The organism is Micromonospora sp. NPDC048898 (genome assembly GCF_043198035.1).
In the GTDB taxonomy this organism is placed as follows: Bacteria; Actinomycetota; Actinomycetes; order Mycobacteriales; family Micromonosporaceae; genus Micromonospora.
The window spans coordinates 146302-163477 of the sequence record NZ_JBICUF010000010.1 but is presented as its reverse complement, the minus strand read 5'-3'; the positions used below and the strand labels follow the sequence as shown (position 1 = coordinate 163477).

The window sequence follows — 17176 nt, the reverse complement described above, 5'->3', positions numbered from 1 at the left end:
TCACGCTCGTCAGGGCATGGCCGCCCGACCGGTGGTGATCGGAGCGGGCGTGGCAGACCTCAGTCCTGCGCCGAGTCCAGCTCGCCGGTGGCGGCCAGCCGCTGGTACCAGTGCGCGCTGTCCTTCCAGGTGCGGACCTGGGTGTCGTAGTCGACGCGGATGATCCCGAAGCGGCGGTCGTAGCCGTAGCCCCACTCGAAGTTGTCCAGCAGCGACCAGACGAAGTAGCCACGGACGTCGGCACCCTGCGCGCGGGCGTCGGCCATCGCGCCGATGTGCCGGCGCAGGTAGTCGATCCGCCGGTCGTCGTGGATCCGGCCGTCGGCCGAGACCACGTCGTCGAACGCCGCGCCGTTCTCCGTGATCATCATCGGCTGGCTGGGGTATTCCCGGTGCAGGCGCAGCAGCAGCTCGGTCAGGGCCGGCGGGTCGATGTTCCACCCCATCGCCGTGTACGGGCCGGGCTGCGGCAGGAAGTCGACGTTGTCGGCGGCGACCCACGGCGTCGACGTCGACGCACCGTGCCCGTCGGCGTCGGAGCGGGCCGACACCCCGTCCCAGGCCCGGACCAGGGTGCTGGAGTAGTAGTTGACCCCCAGCACGTCCAACGGCACCGCGATCAGCTTCTCGTCGCCCGCACGGATGAACGACCAGTCGGTGACCGACGCGGTGTCGGCCAGCAGGTCGGCCGGGTATTCGCCGTCCAGCATCGGCCCGAGGAACGCCCGGTTGGCCAGGGCGTCGATCCGCCGCACCGCGTCGGCGTCGGCCGCCGAGTCGGAGGCGCCTCGGATGACGTGCAGGTTGAGCGTCACCGACAACTCGGCGGCCGGCGCCAACTCCCGTACCACCCGACCGGCCAGCCCGTGCGCGAGGTTGAGGTGGTGCACCGCGGCCAGCGCCGCCGCCGGCTCGGTCCGACCCGGTGCGTGCACGCCGGAGGCGTAGCCCAGGTACGCCGAGCACCACGGCTCGTTGAGCGTCGTCCAGGTGTGCACCCGGTCGCCCAGCGCACCGACGATGCCGGCCGCGTACTCCTGGAAACGCAGCGCGGTCTCCCGTGCCGCCCAGCCGCCGGCGTCCTCCAACTCCTGCGGCAGGTCCCAGTGGTACATGGTCGCCACCGGACGGATGCCCCGGTCCAGCAGACCGTCCACCAGCCGCGAGTAGAAGTCGACGCCGGCCTGGTTGAAGCGGCCCGAGCCGCCCGGCTGCACCCGCGGCCAGGCGATGGAGAACCGGTACGCGCTGAGCCCCAGGTCGGCGATGTGCCCCAGGTCGTCGGCCCACCGGTGGTAGTGGTCGGCGGCCACGTCACCGGTGTCGCCGTTGAGCGTCCGACCGGGCGTGTGACTGTAGGTGTCCCAGATGGACGGTCCGCGGCCGTCCTCGGTGGCCGCACCCTCGATCTGGTACGCCGCCGTCGCCGACCCCCAGACGAAGCTCTCCGGGAAGTGGTGTCGCGTCATCGTTCCGTCCCCTGGATCTCGCAGCTGTAGCCCGTCGAGGCACCGACGACCAGTTCCGCACTGGCCGTCCCACCCTCGTAGCGCACGTCGAACTCGGCGCCCGGCCCGTCCCCGGGTGACGGTACCCGGACCCGGGTCCGCTGCCCCTCGGCCGGTGCGTACAGCCGCAGCCGCACATCGTCGGCCCACTCGTAGTCCGGTCGGTCGGTGCGGGAGCCGAACGGGATGACCGCGCCGGGCCGGGCCAGCACCGGCAGGCTGTCGAACGCGTGCTTCTCGGTGACCCACGCCGGGCCGGTGACCTGCGCGCCGCTGACCAGGTGCGTCCAGGTGCCGGCGGGCACGTAGTAGGTGACGTCGCCGTCGGCGCTGAACACCGGCGCGACCAGCACGTCCGGGCCGAGCATGTACTGGCGGTCCAGGTGCGCCGTGGCCGGGTCGTCCGGGAACTCCAGGAACATCGGGCGCATCACCGGCGTACCGTCGCGGTGCGCCTCCTGGGCGGCGGCCGCGAGGTACGGCATCAGGCGGAGCTTGAGCCGCGTGAAGTGCCGCAGCACGTCCACGGCCTCGTCGTCGAACGCCCACGGCACCCGGTACGAGCCGGAGCCGTGCAGCCGCGAGTGCGAGGAGAGCAGCCCGAACGCGACCCACCGCTTGAACACGGCCGGATCGGGGGTGCCCTCGAAGCCGCCGATGTCGTGGCTCCAGTAGCCGAAGCCGGACGCGGCCAGCGACAACCCGCCGCGCAGCGACTCGGCCATCGCGACGAACGTCGACTCGCAGTCGCCGCCCCAGTGCACCGGGAACTGCTGCCCGCCAGCGGTGGCCGAGCGGGCGAACAGCACCGCCTCGCCCTTGCCGCGTTCGGCCTCCAACAGCTCGAAGACCGCCTTGTTGTAGAGGTAGGAGTAGTAGTTGTGCATCCGCTGCGGGTCCGAGCCGTCGTGCCACACGACGTCGGTCGGGATGCGCTCACCGAAGTCGGTCTTGAAGCAGTCGACACCCATGTCCAGCAGCGCCCTGAGCTTGCCGGTGAACCAGCGCACCGCATCCGGGTTGGTGAAGTCGACGAGCGCCATGCCGGCCTGCCACCTGTCCCACTGCCAGACCGACCCGTCCGGGTTGCGGACCAGGTAGCCGGCCTCGCGGCCCTCCTCGAACAGGTACGAGCGCTGCGCGATGTACGGGTTGATCCAGACGCACACCTTCAGGTCCCGCTCGTGCAACCGGCGCAGCATCCCCTCCGGGTCGGGGAAGGTCGCCGGGTCCCAGACGAAGTCGACCCAGTGGAACTGGCGCATCCAGAAGCAGTCGAAGTGGAACACCGACAGCGGCAGCCCACGCTCGGCCATCCCGTCGACGAACTCGGTCACCGTCTTCTCGTCGTACGAGGTGGTGAACGAGGTGGACAGCCACAGCCCGTACGACCAGGCGGGGATGCGGGCCGGCCGGCCGGTGAGGGCGGTGTAGCGGCGCAGCACGTCCTTCGGGTCGGGCCCGTCGATGACGTAGTACGTGAGCGAGTGCCCCTCGACGCTGAACTGGGTCTGCGCGACGACCTCGGAGCCGACCTCGAACGACACGTGCTCCGGGTGGTCGACGAACACCCCGTAGCCGGCGCTGCTGAGGTAGAACGGCACGTTCTTGTACGCCTGCTCGCTGGCGGTGCCACCGTCGGCGTTCCAGATGTCGACGGTCTGCCCGTTCTTGACGAACGGGCCGAAGCGCTCGCCCAACCCGTACACCGTCTCGCCGACACCGAGCGCGAGCCGCTCGTGCACGTGCCGGCGGCCCTCGGCGTCGGTGACGACGCCGATGCTGCGCCCGGTGGACGCGGTGACCAGCCGGTCGCCGTGCTGGAACTCGACCCGCCACCCGTCGACGAGCGCGACCCGCGCGGTCAACTCACCGGTGGTCAGCGTCGCGCTGATCCCGGTGACGTCGACGGTGACCGGGTGCGTCTCGTCGGTGCTCAGCCCGAAGTGCGGCTCGCGGGGCAGCCCGCCGGTGTGGTGGGCGATGGTCACGCCGATGACGCCGGAGGCGGGGGAGAAGAACCGGACGGTGACCAGGGCACGGTTCAGGGTGTCGCCGCGACCGGTGATCGGGGCGGTCGGCGCGAAGACGGTGAAGCCGCGGTCGTCCGGCTCGACCGACTCCACGACGCTGGGACGCAGGACACTGACACCGGGGCGTAGTTGCCAGTACCCGTCGGTGAACTTCACTTCTCGGCTCCTGCCGTGATGCCGCGCGCCAGGGTGCGCTGGAAGATGAGGAAGAAGAGGATTGCCGGCACCAGGCTGATCAGGGCGCCGGCGTTGGTGGTCGGAGCGTCCATCAGCCGGTCACCCTGCAACGACGCGAGCGCGACCGGGATCGTCTGCGTCTGGTTGTCGATCAGCATGACCAGCGGGATGAGGAACTCGTTCCACGTCCAGATGAAGAAGAAGATGAGCAGCACCGAGAGGGTGGGCCGCAGGTTGGGGAAGACCACCCGCCACAGCACCGTCCACTTGCCGGCGCCGTCGAGCGCGGCGGCCTCCAGCAGCGAACGCGGGAACGTCCCCAGCACCGAGGCGAGCAGGTAGGTGCCGAACGCGCTCTGGATGACGGTGAAGATGATGATCACCGAGAGTTGGGTGTTGTAGAGGCCGATCTGCTTCGCCGCGTAGTACAGCGGGTAGATCAGTGCCTCCTGCGGCAGCATGTTGGCCAGCAGGAACAACCCGACGATCCAGAGCCGGCCACGGACCCGGCCGATGCCCAGAGCGTACGCGTTGAGCAGTGACACGGCGACGCCGAGCACGGCCACGGAGCCGGCGATGAGCGCCGAGTTCCAGAGCTTGAGCGGGAAGTTCACCTCGGTCCAGTACGTGCGCAGACCCTTGGTGTAGAACTCGCTCGGCCAGCTCAACGGGCCACTCGACGAGTAGTCACCGGGCGACTTGAACGCGTTGAGCAGCATGAACGCGAACGGCACGAGCATGACCAGCGCACCGAGGACGACCAGGGTGAGCACGATCCAGCGGCTGACGCCGCGGTGGTGCCGATCGGGCACGGGCCGGCGTGGCGTCACCGGGGCCGCGGTCGGAGTGATGACGGCCATCTCAGTTCCCCCGGTCCCGGCGCTCGCTGCGCGCCTGCATCCAGATGAAGACCACGGCCACCAGAACGATGATCAGGGTAAGCACCGTGGAGATCGCGGAGCCGTAGCCGACCTGCAACTTCTTGAAGAACGTGTAGTACGCGAAGTAGCTCGGCACGTTCGTGGCGTTGTCCGGGCCGCCCCGGGTCAGGGCGAAGATCGGCCCGAACACCTTCAGCGCGGCGATGGTGCAGGTCAGGGCCACCACGAAGGTTTCCGGCCGGATCTGCGGGAGGGTGATCGCGCGGAACCGGTGGATCCAGTTCGCGCCGTCGACCTCGGCCGCCTCGTACAGCTCCGGATCGACCCGCTGCAGCGCCGCCATGAAGACGACCACGGGGTAGCCGATCTGCACCCAGATCATCACCGCCATCACGGCCGGCAGGGCGGTGCCCGGGTCGCCGAGCCAGTCGTGGCGCAGCGCGCCCAGACCGACCGCGTCGAGCAGGCTGTTGAACGCGCCGTCGGGGCGCAGGATCCAGCCCCAGACGATGCCGGCCACCACGACGGGCAGCACCTGCGGGAGGTAGAACGCCGCCCGCAGCGCGGCGGCGGTGCGAGGCTTGAACCGCCGGCCGATCACGTCGAAGAGCACCGCGGCGAGCAACAGCCCGAGCAGGGTGGGCACCACCACCATCGCGACGATCATCCAGACGGTGTTGCGGAACGACGCCCAGAACACGTCGTCCTGCATCAACTGCTGGTAGTTGTCCAGGCCGACCCACCTGGGGTCACCGATGCCGGACCACTTGGTCAACGACAGGTAGAGGGTGCCGACCAGGGGTGCGCCGATCACCAGGAGGAAGAGCACCGCTCCGGGGAGCAGGTAGAGCCAGTACGCCGCGTTGCGGCCGCGGCGTCTGCGGCTGGGCGCGGGCGGGGTGGGCGTCGCGGCCGATGGTGTGGCGGCGACGGTCTCGGAGACTGCCATGGAAGATCCTTCCCGGTGGAGCGGGCGGGCACGCCGGTCGTGCCGGTCGTGCCCGCCGCTCGCCGTGTCACTTGCCGGTGATCTCCTTGACGCCGTCGGCGTACGGCTTGGCGATCGCGTCGAGAACCTGGTCGGGGGACTTGGAGCCGTTGATCAGGCCCTGGAAGCCGGAGACCAGCACGTCGTAGTAGCCGGGGACCGGCCAGTCCGGGTAGAAGGCGAGCCCGTCGGACTTGCTGACCGTGTTGAAGTCCTCGATCAGCTTGCGGTCCTTCGGGTCGCTGATCTTCGACGCGTCGGCGGCGATCGGAACACCACCGTTGTTGCCGATCAGGTCCTGGATCTCCGGACGCAGGGTGATGTCGATGAAGTCGTACGCCAGGCTCTTGGCCTTGCTGTTCTCCGGGACGACCCAGAGGTTGCCGGAGGAGCCGGCCTGCAGGGTGTTGCCGGGGAAGAGGAAGGTGTCCCAGTTGGCCTTCATCTCGGTCTTGAACCGGCCGTACCACCAGCTACCCGAGACGATCATCGGAACCTTGCCACCGATGAAGGCGGTGCCCATGTCCTCGGCCTTGAGGCTTGCCGAGTTCTTGGCGACGTAGCCCTTGCGCACCCACTCGGCGAAGGTGTCCGCGCCGTACTTGAGGGGGTCGGCCTTGAAGTCGACAGGGTTCTTGTAGAGCTGGTAGTTGTCGACGAACTGCCGGTCGCCCTTGGAGAGGGCGAGCTGGTAGAAGAGCTGCCCGGCCGGGTACTCGGCGCCGGCCATGCCCAGCGGGGTGACACCCTTGCCGACGAAGGTGTCCATCGCGGCGGTCATCTCGGCCATGCTGGTCGGCACCTTGACGCCGTTGCGCTGGAACAGGTCCTTGTTGTAGTAGACCGTGACGTACTCGCCGTAGTTCGGCACGCCGAACCACTTGCCCGAGCCCATCACACCCTTGTCGCTGTAGCGGGCGGTGGTCTGCAGGCTGGGGCTGAGCTTGCCGGCCCAGCCGCGCTTGTCGGCCTCGGCGCTCAGGTCGGAGAGCAGGCCCTGGGTGGAGAGCAGACCGGCGGTCGCGTTGCCCTTGTTGTACTCCATGATGTCCGGGCCCTCGGACGAGTTGATGATCATGCCGGCGTTCTGCTGGATCTGCTCGAACGCCTTGCGCTCGAAGCGCACCTCGACGCCCGGGTGCTCGTTCTTGAAGATCTCGATGGCCCGGTTCCAGCCGACCCCCATCGCGCTGTTCTCACTCTCGTAGTGCCAGAGCTTGAGAACCTTGGCGTCGCTGTCGTCCCCGTTGTCGCCACCGCCGCAGGCGGCCACGGTGGTCGTCGCGGTCGCCGCCAGGGCGAGCGCGGCGACGATCCGGCGGAATCGCTGCATTACAATCCTCCTCGTTGAGTATCTAGCGGTACTGCACGGGGCCCGTCGTCGCGTTGCAGCGCGGCGGCGGGCCGTTCTTACTGGTCAGCCCCCATGAGGTGGCGGCTTCGTGGTGCGGCTGTCGATCCCCGGATCTCCAACGCGCAGGGCAGCAACTGCTGGTGGCGCTGATCGCCCGCGACGTCCAGGTGGCGCACCAGCGCCTCGACCGCGATCCGACCCAACGCCGACCCGGGTGACGTCATCGCGGTCAGCGCGGGGGTCGCCAACTCTGCCACCTGCGTCGAGGTGACCATCGAGACGACGGAGACGTCCTCGGGCACCGACAACCCACGCCCGGTCAGCTCGCCCAGGATGCCGAAGATCGCGGTCTCGTTCATGGCCAGCACGGCGGTCAGCTCCGGGGCCTGCGCGAACGCGGCGGCCAGGGCCGCACGACCGCCGGCGGCGCTGTCCTCGGCCGTGATCATCAGCGGGTCGAGGCCGTGCCCGGTCATCGCCGCGACAAAGGCGTCCCGGGTACGCAGCGCGGGCCCGTAACCGCTGGCCACCGTCGCGGCCGAGTGGTTGACGTAGACGATCCGCCGGTGCCCGAGACCGACCAGGTGCGCGACGGCCTCCCGGACGGTCTGGTCGAAGTCGATGTCGACGTAGGAGAGCGCGCTGGTGTCGCCGGTGCGGCCGATCAGGACCAGCGGCACGCCGGCGTCCTGGAGCACGGTGACCCGCTCGTCGGCGAGCTGGACCTCCATCAGCACGACACCGTCGAGCATCCGCTGGGTGGCCAGCCGACGCAGGTCGTCGAGGTCTCCACCACCGACCGGCGAGAGCACCAGGTGGTAGCCGGCCGCGCTGGCCGCCGCCGCGGCACCGGTGACGAAGGCGGTCTCGGTGGCACCGAGGCCGCGCTCGTCCATCGGCATCAGCAGGCCGAGGATCCGGCTGCGGCGACTGGCCAGGCCACGGGCCATCGCGTTGGGCTGGTAGTCGAGCTCGGCCATCGCGGCGAGCACCTTGCCCCGGGTGGCCTGCGAGATCGGCCGGGCGCCGGTGAGCACGTACGAGACGGTGCTGACCGAGACGCCCGCGAGGCGGGCGACGTCGTGCATGGTGGCCACCGCGCACCTCCTCTGGCCAGGCGTGGGATCGCTCCCGGATGATCGTCGAAACGTTTCGACGAAGCGGTTCGACAGACGCTAGGCCACCTGTTACGGCGACGTCAATAGCCGATGTCGAAGAGAATTCCGGTCACCCCGCGGGCACGGGGCGTCAGGTCAGGTCGAACAGCGCGGCGGCGTTGTCCCAGCAGACCGCGCGCAGCCAGTCGTCGCCGAGGCCCAGCCGGGCCAGCCCGGCCAGTTGGTCGGCGTACGGGTGCGGGATGTTCGGGAAGTCGCTGCCGAGCAGCACCTTGCCGGCCAACCCCAACTCGCGCAGCCGGGGCAACTCGTCGCTGGGAAAGGGGACGAACTGGTCCAGGAACGGGGTGAACGCCATCGTGGTGTCCAGGCGGACCCGCTCGTACGCCTCGGCGAGGTCCATGAACTCCCGATAGTCCGGTGCGCCGAGGTGCGCCACCACCGCGGGCAGTCGAGGGTGCCGGGCGAGCAGGGCGGCGAACGAGTCGGGGCCGGTGTGTGCCGTTCCCACCGGGGCGTGCCCGGCGTGTACGACCACCGGCACATCCGCGTCGGACAGCATCCCCCACACCTGGTCCAACGCCGGGTCGGTCGGCGCGAAACCACCGACCTGCACGTGCACCTTGAACACCCGGGCCCCGCCGGCCAGCGCCGCCTCGACGTATCCGGGGGCGTCCGGCTCGGGGAAGAACGTGGCCGAGGGCAGGCAACCCGGGGTGTCGCGGGCGAACTCCAGCGTCCAGCGGTTGAGGTCGGCCGCCATGCCCGGCCGGTGCGCGTACGCCAGGGCGCTGAACGCCCGTACCCCGAGGCGGCGCAGGTGCGCGACCCGGTCGGTATCGCTCCACCGGTACCGGATCGGCCACTCGGTGCCGACCAGCGGCCCGGGCGCGTCGAAGTACGCCCACACCCGGCGCATCAGCCGTGGCGGTAGGAAGTGCACGTGTACGTCGGCAAGGCCGGGCAGCCCCAGCGCGTGCCAGAACGCCGGCACCCGGTCGTCGGCCGTCGGCGGTGACCCGAGCGTCGGACCTGTCACATCTCGATGTCGAACCGGCTCAGCACCGAGGGCGCGATCAGGCCGACGGTGGCCAGCGCCGAGACGACGGTCAGCGCGATGCGCATTCCGACCACCTCGGCCTTGCTGCCGACCCGCAGGGCGAAGCGGTTCGGTAGGCCGATCATCATCCACATGCGTCGTTTGACCGGGATCGGCCAGAGGATCGGCACACCGGCTCGGGTGATCATGTCGCCGAGGATGTGCACGAAGCAGCCCACCCCCAGGGCGGTGCCGATCAGCGGATAGCCGCGCCCACCCGGCAGGTTGGCGAAGGTGAACCAGGCGGCCCCGGCCGACGCCAGCGTGATGATCACCCAACCGGCCCGCTCGGCCCACTCGTCGAACAGCCCGCGCAGGGCGAGGCCGAACATGAAGAACAGGATGGTGATCACCGCCCACTTGCCGTACGCGGCACAGAGCGCGGTGGTGCCCCAGCCGACCAGCACGGTGAACGGCAGGGTGTGGGTCAGCGTCCGGTGCCCGTTGTTGCGGCGCGGGTCCCTGCTGAGCTTCGTGGCGTAGTAGACCCCGAGTGAGATCTTCTCCATCACCTCGGCGGCGAAGAGCGAGAAGACGCCGAAGGTGCGGGCCACCGTGGCCCCACCCTGGTTCCTGGTCACCTTGCCCGACATGTCGAGGTCGGGAAAGAGCGCGCCGCCGGCACACACCGCGGTGCCCACCGCCAACGCGAGCGGCGACTGGTGATAGTCGGCGAACTGGTCCAGTGCCCAGGACCCGGCCAACCACGCCGCCGCGCCGGACAGCGCGTGTTGCGGTCCCATCATCTCGGCTCACCCTCCCCAGGGATCTTGAGCGCCAAAACTACGCCACTGTAGTCAGCGTCGGCGCCGCAGGGGCATCACCCGGAAGGTCCACATCGGACGGGATCACGCCGTGGGGCTGAAGCTCTGCCGGATCATCGGCAAGTATGCCGCGTTGACCTGCCAGTCGAACTCTTTTGTCAACCACGAGACGGTGTAGGAACGTTCGGCCGAGGTGTTGGCCAGCAACCGGAAGCTGTGCAACTCGTCGCCGGCGGCGTTCACCCAGCCGCACTCCCAGACCGCGCCGCCCTCGAAGATGTCCATCGCGGAGATGTCCACCCTGCGGTAGCCGGTCAGCAGCGCCTCGCCGGTGGTGAGGCGCGTCTCCTCGGCCTTCCAGTACGCCACCGGGTCGGCCCGCACGGGCCCCGCCTCGACACTGAGCACCCGGGCGCCGTCGTGCTCCCGGAAACAGGTCACCGCCCCCTCGGTCCAGCGTGTCCAGCCCACCGGCACGGCGATCCGGAACCCGGTCGGGTCGACGTGCCAGGTCCAGCCGTCGCGGAGCCGGTAGGGCGCGTCGGCCGGGCGCGACACCGAGGCCACCGGCGTGGCCGTCGACGGCGGTGGCGGCGGTGCCGCGCAGGCGAACGCGGCCGGCCGGGAGGTCGGCGTGCCGCCTCCGGAGCCGGACGGTGGTGTCCGCTCGACGTGGCGGCCGACAAGCGTCAACGTCACACCCGCGGCGACGAGGAGGGCGGTCGTCGCTCCGCCCAGAACGATCAGACGAAGCCGTGTGCCGGGCCGCTTTCCCGTCGGGCGAGTCGGTGTCGGCGGTTCGTCGGGCGGGGCCTGCGGCTCGACCGGGTCGGGCAGGACGGCCCGGCTCGCGCTGCGTACCGCGGCCACCGCCGAGGACCGCACCGGTGCGACGGGCTGGTCGTGGTCCGCCGCGACAGCGCGTAACAGCGGCTCCACCTCGGTGGCGGTCAACCGCCGCCAGGGGTCGCGTTGCAGCAGGCCGGTGAGCGCGGGGCGCAACGGACCGGCGCGGCGCATCGGGTCCGGTGGGTCGGTGGCCAGTGCGCTGAGCGTCGCCATGGCACTCGACCGGGCGTACGGTGACTGCCCCTCGACCGTCGCGTAGAGCGTCGCGCCCAGCGACCACAGGTCGGTACGCGGATCCGACACCCCTTCGCGGGCCCGCTCCGGCGCGACGAACTGCGGCGAACCGAGCACCGTGCCCGGGCCGGTCATCGCACCCTCACCACCGTCGAAGGTGGCCAACCCGAAGTCGGTGAGCACCACCCGCCCGTCGTCGGCGACCAGCACGTTGTGCGGTTTCACGTCGCGGTGCAGCACCCCGGCGGCGTGCGCGGCCCGCAGCGCGGCGAGCACCGCCAGCCCGATCCGGGCGGTGCGCTGCGGGCTCAGGGGACCTTCGGCACCGATGATCTGCTGCACCGACCGGGACGGCACGTACTCCATCACGATCCACGGGCTCTCCCGGTCGTGCACCACGTCGTAGATGCGCACCACGTTGGGGTGGTTGAGCCGGGCGGCGGTGCGGGCCTCGCGCAGGGTCCGCAGCCGCAACTCCTCGCGTTCGGCCTCGGCCAGCCAGGACGGCGGCACGACCTCCTTCACCGCGACGTCGCGGTGCAGCATCTCGTCACGAGCAAGCCACACCCGGCCCATCCCGCCGGTGCCGACCAGGTCGAGCAGCCGGTACCGACCCGCGATCAGCAACTGATGCACGGTCGCTCCCCCTCGGTCACCCCGGGTTACACGATAGCCACCGATCTCGGTGTTCTCATCCGCTGAGCGGCCTCGATCCACGCCGGACGGTGGTCCGGATCATGGCCGTACGGTGCAGGTCAGCGGGGTGGTCGGAAACTCCTTCGCACCATCGCCCAGTCGGCGTCGGCCGCCGCCCAGTCTTCGTCGGCGGTGATCCAACCCAGTGTCCAGGGTGCGGCGCCGACGACGAGTTGTCGGGCGTGCAACAGTGGCCCGTCCGGTGCCCGCCAGCGGCACTCCCACTCCGCACCGCCGTCGCGCGCGGCGAGTCGGATCTCGTCGTACTCCGGTAGTGCCCCGGCTCCGGCCGCCGCGTCGCGGACCTGCCGCAGCCCGACCAGCGGATCGGTGGCGCCGCCCGCGGCGACGCTGAACGCCCGGCCGGTCGCCGGGTCCTGGAAACAGGCCGTCACCCCGTCGCGCGAGTAGTACCAGGTTGCCGGCACGGAGACCCAGAAGCCGGCGGTGTCGGCGTGCCAGATCCAGCCTGACGGCGGCCGGAACCGTTCGCCGGGGGCCGGGGCGCGGGCCGGCACCGGCGCACCGCCGATGTCCGGGCGCACGCAGTCGAACGGTGGCGGGGGCACGCCGGGCCCGCCCGGTGGTGGTCGGCGCCGGTCGGGGCCAGGGCCGGGGCCGTACGGGCCGCCGCCGCCCGGCGGTGCGTACGGCGGTGGGTCGGAGGTCCGGGCGGTGTCGGCGGGTCGGTCGGCGGTGACGGCCAGGGTGGTGCCGACGCCGGCGGCCGCGGCCACGAGTAGTGACACGGCGACCAGCGCGGCCCGCCGTGTCGTGCGCCGCCCCTTCGGTTCGTCGGGCACCGGAACCGCATCGCCCGGTCCGTTGGCCTGACCGGGCGGGGGAAGCGGGATGGTCGGCTCCTGACCGGCCAGTTCGTCGGCCCCGGCGGGCGGGTCGCCCGGCGCCGGATCGAGCCGACCCGCCGACCCCGCCCCGGACGCCGACGCCGACCCCGCCCCGGACGCCGACGCCGACGATGACCCCGCCCCGGACGTCGACGCCGACGATGACCCGGACGCTGACGCCGGCCGCGAGGACGACCCGGGCGACGACCGGGACACTGACGCAGACCCGGACGCTGACGGTGACTCCGAGGACGACGCGGACTCCGATGTCGGGGTCGGGTCGGTGTGGCCGGCCGCGGCCCGGATCAGCAACCGGCGGGCCGCGTCGTGATCGAGGCGGTGGCGCGGGTCGCGGCGCAGCAGCCCGGCGAGCACCGGCGCGAGCGACCCGGCGTGCGGGGCCGGGTCCGGCGGGCCGGCGGCCAGTGCGCTCAGGGTGGCCATCGCGGTGCTGCGGGCGTACGGGGAGCGGCCCTCCACGGCGGCGTGCAGGGTCGCCCCGAGCGACCACAGGTCGGCGGCGACTGTGGACGCCCCCTCGGCCGCCCGCTCCGGGGCCACGTACTGCGGGGAGCCGAGGACCATGCCGGGGCGGGTCGTCACCCCGTCGCCGCCGTCGAAGGTGGCCAGCCCGAAGTCGGTGAGCATCACCCGACCGTCGTGCGCCACGAGCACGTTCTGTGGCTTGATGTCGCGGTGCAGCACCCCGGCGGTGTGCGCGGCGTGCAGCGCGTCGAGGATGGCGAGGCCGATCCGGGCGGCGTGGGCCGGCTCCAGCGGCCCCTCGGCGTCCACCAGGTCCTGGAGCGTGCGGGACGGGACGTACTCCATCACGATCCACGGGTTGTCGTCGACCGAGATGACGTCGTAGAGCCGGACCACGGCGGGGTGGTTGAGCCGGGCCGCGGCGCGGGCCTCCCGCAGGGTGCGCGAGCGCGCCTCGGTGCGCTCGTGGTCGGCCAGCCACGTCGGCGGCACGATCTCCTTGACGGCGACCTCGCGGTGCAGCATCTCGTCGCGGGCCAGCCACACCCGACCCATGCCCCCGCGACCCACCAGGTCGAGCAGCCGGTACCGACCGGCGATCAGCACCTGCGCACGCTCCTCCTCAGCCGCTGTCCGGGCTTCACCCTAACCAGCGGATCGGGAGTCACCTATCGGTCGTCCGACTTGGCTCAGCAGGCGGCGTGGTCCACGCGCGCCAGCAGATTTCCCTCCGGGATGGTCATCCGGGCACGTCCACCAGCCAGTTGGGCCGTGGCACGGCGGGTCTGTAGCGGGCCGTGCTCCCGACGGGCAGCGGTGTAGCTGGCGGCGGTGCGGGCCGCGATCGTGGTCCACCCGTACTGTTCGCCGACCATGGTGCGGGCCCGGCGCGCCACCCTCCGGGCGAAGATCTCGTCGTCGAGCAGTTGACCGACCGCACCGGCGAGCGCGTCCGGGTCGCTGTGCGGGAACGTCACTCCGGTCACGCCGGACTCCACGATCTCGGCGAGGCCGCCGGTGCGGGCCACGGCGAGCGGCGCCCCGGCGGCTGCCGCCTCCAACGCCACCATGCCGAACGGCTCGTAGAGGCTGGGCACCACTGTCGCGTCGGTGGCACCGAGCATCGCCGGCAGTTGGGTGGAATCGAGGAAGCCGGTGAACCGGACTGTCGAGGACAGCGCCAGCCGGCGGGCCTGGGCCTCCAACTCGGCGCGGTACGGGCCGTCGCCGGCGATCACCACGCGCAGCCCCGGATGCCGCTCGCGCAGTCGGGGCACCGCGTGCACCAGGTGCTGGACGCCCTTCTCGTAGACCAGCCGCCCGGCGTACCCCACCAACGGGCCGTCGCCGGCGAACCGTGCCCGGGCCGACGCGACCGCGCGTGGACGGGCCCGCCAGGCCCGGCCGTCGACCCCGTTGGGCACCACGTCGACCTGGGTGGCCGGGATGTCGAACAGGGCCTTCACCTGCTCACGCATGTAACCGGAGCAGACGATCACCCGGCCGGACTCGCTGGTGAGCCACTGCTCGATGCCGTGGATGGTGCGGTTCATCTCGTCGGGCAGCCAGCCCTGGTGTCGCCCGGCCTCGGTGGCGTGCATGGTGGTGACCAGGGGCAGGTCCAGGTGCTCGGCCAGGGAGATCGCGGTGTGGGCGACGAGCCAGTCGTGGGCGTGGATGACGTCGTACGAGCCGGCCTGGGTGGCGCGTAGGGCGGTGCGGGTGAGGGTGTGGTTGAAGGCCATGGTCCAGGCCAGCAGGGAGCTGGTGGCGAGGGGGAAGGCGACCGGGTCTTCGGGGGCGCGCAGGATGCGGACGCCGTCGGCGTACTCCTCCATGGGTGCGCCGTCGGTGTGGCGGGTGACGACTGTGACCTCGTGGCCGGCGGCGGCGAGGGCGACGGAGAGGGCGTGTACGTGGCGGCCGAGGCCGCCGACGAGCACCGGCGGATATTCCCAGGACAGCATCAGCACCCGCAGCTGCCGGGCGGGGTGGATGTCGATCACGTGGGCGTCGGGTGACATGCGGCCCCCTTTGAGTTGTCCCCGGGCGCGCGCCGACCGACACCGGATTGATGCCGCCGTCGCGTCTGGATCGGGGCCAATCCTGCCGGGACCGAAATAACCGGCGGCAACACCACCGTTGCGGTCGTGTAAAGCGCTACTGGCCCCTTCGGCGCACCCGCAGCAGCTCGGCCACCGACCACGCCTGGAATGGGCAGCCGGTCGCGGAGTGCGGCGCGAGGCCGTCGGCCGTCTCGCTTACCGAGCCTAATCCATATTCGGTCAGATGAGACTCGATCCCCACGAACGTGTCATCGACTGACATCTTTCCCCGGCGGGCGGCGTCGGCGTACGGGCCGAGCAGCCACGGCCACACCGTGCCCTGGTGGTAGCCCCCGTCGCGCTCGGCCGGGCCACCCCGGTGCCGGCCCACGAACTCGGTCGAATCCGGGGCGAGGCTGCGCGGCCCGAGCGGGGTGAGCAACCCGTCCGCGACGCGGCGCAGCGTCGCCTCGTCCGGCTCCAGCGGCGCGAACGGCAGAGACCAGGCCAGCAACTGGTTGGGACGCAGCGCGTCGTCGTCGTGCAGGGCGGCCCCACCCAGGGGATACGCCGGCGCGGGCGCGTCCAGCACGTCGTGCAGCCAGCCGGTCGGTGCCGGGAACCGCTCCCGGAACGAGGCGGTCGCCTGCCCGTGCCGTCGCCACAGCTCGTCCGCGTCCTGCCCGGCCAGCTCGGTCAACTCCGCGAGCCCGGCCAGCCCGTTGATCCACAACGCGTTGACCTCGACCGGCTTGCCGGTACGCGGGGTGACCGGCACCCCGTACACCCGGGCATCCATCCAGGTCAGCGCGGTGCCGGCGGCGCCCTGGCCGAGTAGCCCGTCGGCCGGGTCGACGGCGATCCCGTAGCGGGTGCCGGCCACGTGGGCGTCGATCACCGCACGCAGCGCGGGCAACAACTCGTCGCCGAGATCGGTGTCACCGGTGACCGTGACGTGCCGGCTCACCGCGTGCAGGAACCACAACGTGCCGTCGACGGTGTTGTACTCCACCCGGCCGGTGTCGGCCGTGTTGGCCAGCATCCCCTCGGACAGCGTCGCCGCGTACGACCGCAGCAGCGACCTTCCCAGGTCGGCCCGGCCGGTGCAGAGGAACAACCCCTCGTACGAGATCATCGTGTCCCGGGACCAGGCCCCGAACCAGGGGTAACCGGCGACCACGTCCACCGCCGCGTCGCCTGGGCGCACCACGAACGCGTCGGCGGCCAGCGCCAGGGTGGCCTCCACGTCGTCGGCCGGCTTCGCCGTCGCCACCACCTGCCGGTTGCGCCGCCGGGCCGTCGCCACGATCTCCTCCGCCGCCATGGGCTCCAGGTCGAGCGGATCGGCCCAGGCCCGCACCGACACCGTGTCGCCGGGACGGTCCAGTTCGCCGACGAAACGCCCCGCGTACCAGAGATCCTCGTCCGGGTGCAGGCCCCGGTTGGCCTCCTCGCGGTGGTGTACGCCCAGCCACCACTGCCCCTCGGGCGCCCACCCCGGCCCGGCCAGCCGGTACGCGCCCTCGACCACCGCACCGCCGGCCACCGACTCGACCTGCGGGGTCGGGCCGTCGGCCCGCCGCTCGCCGTGTGCGTCGCGCCAGGTGCAGGCGGCCGACAGCTCCAGCCGGACGGGCCCACCGGCGATCAGCCGGTGCACCACCGCCACGCAGGAGCGACCGCGCAGCATGGCCACCTCCCGCTCGATCACCACCGCGCCGATCCGCCACCGCCACCGGGGCAGGCCGTCGACCAGGTCGAAGCGTTCCAACAGCTCGAAGCCACGCGGATCCACGACGCCGGAGGACCACTCGTGCGCGCCGAGCCGCACCCGCGCACCGGACGGCAGGGTGACCGCCGGATCCAGACTGACCAGTCCCACCTGGCGAGACGCCGGGGTTTCACCGGGAACGACCAGCAGACCGTGGTAGCGGCGGGTCCGCAGCCCGGCGACCGTGCCCATCGCATAGCCGCCGAGACCGTCCGGAACCAGCCATTCCCGGCTGGCCGCGCTGGTCAGATCGCCGCAGACCTGCGGACCGAAGTGAATGTCAATCAACTTTCCTCCACCGGCGGCGGGGTGTAACACGCCACGA

At 71.4% G+C, this 17176-nt stretch carries 12 protein-coding genes; all 12 read right to left on the bottom strand.

Annotated elements, in window-relative coordinates; genetic code table 11:
- Positions 1-59: 59 nt before the first annotated feature.
- A complete protein-coding gene (locus ACGFIQ_RS24385) occupies positions 60-1469 on the bottom strand; it encodes a GH1 family beta-glucosidase (protein WP_393247198.1) in 1410 nt (469 codons plus the stop codon).
- Complete coding sequence (yicI, locus tag ACGFIQ_RS24380; RefSeq protein WP_393247196.1) at positions 1466-3697, bottom strand: alpha-xylosidase; 2232 nt, start codon at positions 3695-3697, stop codon at positions 1466-1468. Before yicI ends, ACGFIQ_RS24385 begins: the two co-directional genes overlap by 4 nt.
- Entirely contained in the window at positions 3694-4578 is an 885-nt protein-coding gene (locus ACGFIQ_RS24375) for a carbohydrate ABC transporter permease (RefSeq protein ID WP_393247194.1), read from the bottom strand. The genes yicI and ACGFIQ_RS24375 overlap by 4 nt, the downstream gene beginning before the upstream one ends.
- Before the next feature lies 1 nt (position 4579).
- Positions 4580-5548, bottom strand: a complete 969-nt coding sequence (locus ACGFIQ_RS24370; protein WP_393247192.1) for a carbohydrate ABC transporter permease — start codon at positions 5546-5548, stop codon at positions 4580-4582.
- Positions 5549-5615: 67 nt separating this feature from the next.
- Positions 5616-6920, bottom strand: coding sequence for an ABC transporter substrate-binding protein (locus ACGFIQ_RS24365; protein ID WP_393247190.1), 1305 nt, complete (start codon positions 6918-6920; stop codon positions 5616-5618).
- Between the two features lie 77 nt (positions 6921-6997).
- Complete coding sequence (locus tag ACGFIQ_RS24360; RefSeq protein ID WP_393247384.1) at positions 6998-8029, bottom strand: LacI family DNA-binding transcriptional regulator; 1032 nt, start codon at positions 8027-8029, stop codon at positions 6998-7000.
- A 160-nt stretch (positions 8030-8189) separates the two neighbouring features.
- Positions 8190-9098 (bottom strand): amidohydrolase family protein, encoded by a 909-nt coding sequence (locus ACGFIQ_RS24355; RefSeq protein WP_393247188.1) that lies wholly within the window; start codon positions 9096-9098, stop codon positions 8190-8192.
- A complete protein-coding gene (locus ACGFIQ_RS24350; RefSeq protein ID WP_393247186.1) occupies positions 9095-9904 on the bottom strand; it encodes a metal-dependent hydrolase in 810 nt (269 codons plus the stop codon). Before ACGFIQ_RS24350 ends, ACGFIQ_RS24355 begins: the two co-directional genes overlap by 4 nt.
- 102 nt (positions 9905-10006) lie before the next feature.
- Positions 10007-11641, bottom strand: coding sequence for a protein kinase (locus ACGFIQ_RS24345; RefSeq protein WP_393247184.1), 1635 nt, complete (start codon positions 11639-11641; stop codon positions 10007-10009).
- Between the two features lie 119 nt (positions 11642-11760).
- Complete coding sequence (locus ACGFIQ_RS24340; RefSeq protein ID WP_393247182.1) at positions 11761-13641, bottom strand: protein kinase; 1881 nt, start codon at positions 13639-13641, stop codon at positions 11761-11763.
- An 83-nt stretch (positions 13642-13724) separates the two neighbouring features.
- The gene (locus ACGFIQ_RS24335; protein ID WP_393247180.1) at positions 13725-15059 is read right to left on the bottom strand and encodes a glycosyltransferase family 4 protein; all 1335 of its coding nucleotides are present in this window, start codon (positions 15057-15059) and stop codon (positions 13725-13727) included.
- A gap of 136 nt (positions 15060-15195) precedes the next feature.
- Positions 15196-17139 (bottom strand): amylo-alpha-1,6-glucosidase, encoded by a 1944-nt coding sequence (locus tag ACGFIQ_RS24330; protein ID WP_393247178.1) that lies wholly within the window; start codon positions 17137-17139, stop codon positions 15196-15198.
- Between the last annotated feature and the right edge of the window lie 37 nt (positions 17140-17176).

Coding starts and splice junctions, on each gene's coding strand:
- ACGFIQ_RS24385 (WP_393247198.1), bottom strand. CDS start 1,469: ATGACGCGACACCACTTCCCGGAGAGCTTCGTCTGGGGGTCGGCGACG.
- ACGFIQ_RS24375 (WP_393247194.1), bottom strand. CDS start 4,578: ATGGCCGTCATCACTCCGACCGCGGCCCCGGTGACGCCACGCCGGCCC.
- ACGFIQ_RS24370 (WP_393247192.1), bottom strand. CDS start 5,548: ATGGCAGTCTCCGAGACCGTCGCCGCCACACCATCGGCCGCGACGCCC.
- ACGFIQ_RS24365 (WP_393247190.1), bottom strand. CDS start 6,920: ATGCAGCGATTCCGCCGGATCGTCGCCGCGCTCGCCCTGGCGGCGACC.
- ACGFIQ_RS24360 (WP_393247384.1), bottom strand. CDS start 8,029: ATGCACGACGTCGCCCGCCTCGCGGGCGTCTCGGTCAGCACCGTCTCG.
- ACGFIQ_RS24350 (WP_393247186.1), bottom strand. CDS start 9,904: ATGATGGGACCGCAACACGCGCTGTCCGGCGCGGCGGCGTGGTTGGCC.
- ACGFIQ_RS24335 (WP_393247180.1), bottom strand. CDS start 15,059: ATGTCACCCGACGCCCACGTGATCGACATCCACCCCGCCCGGCAGCTG.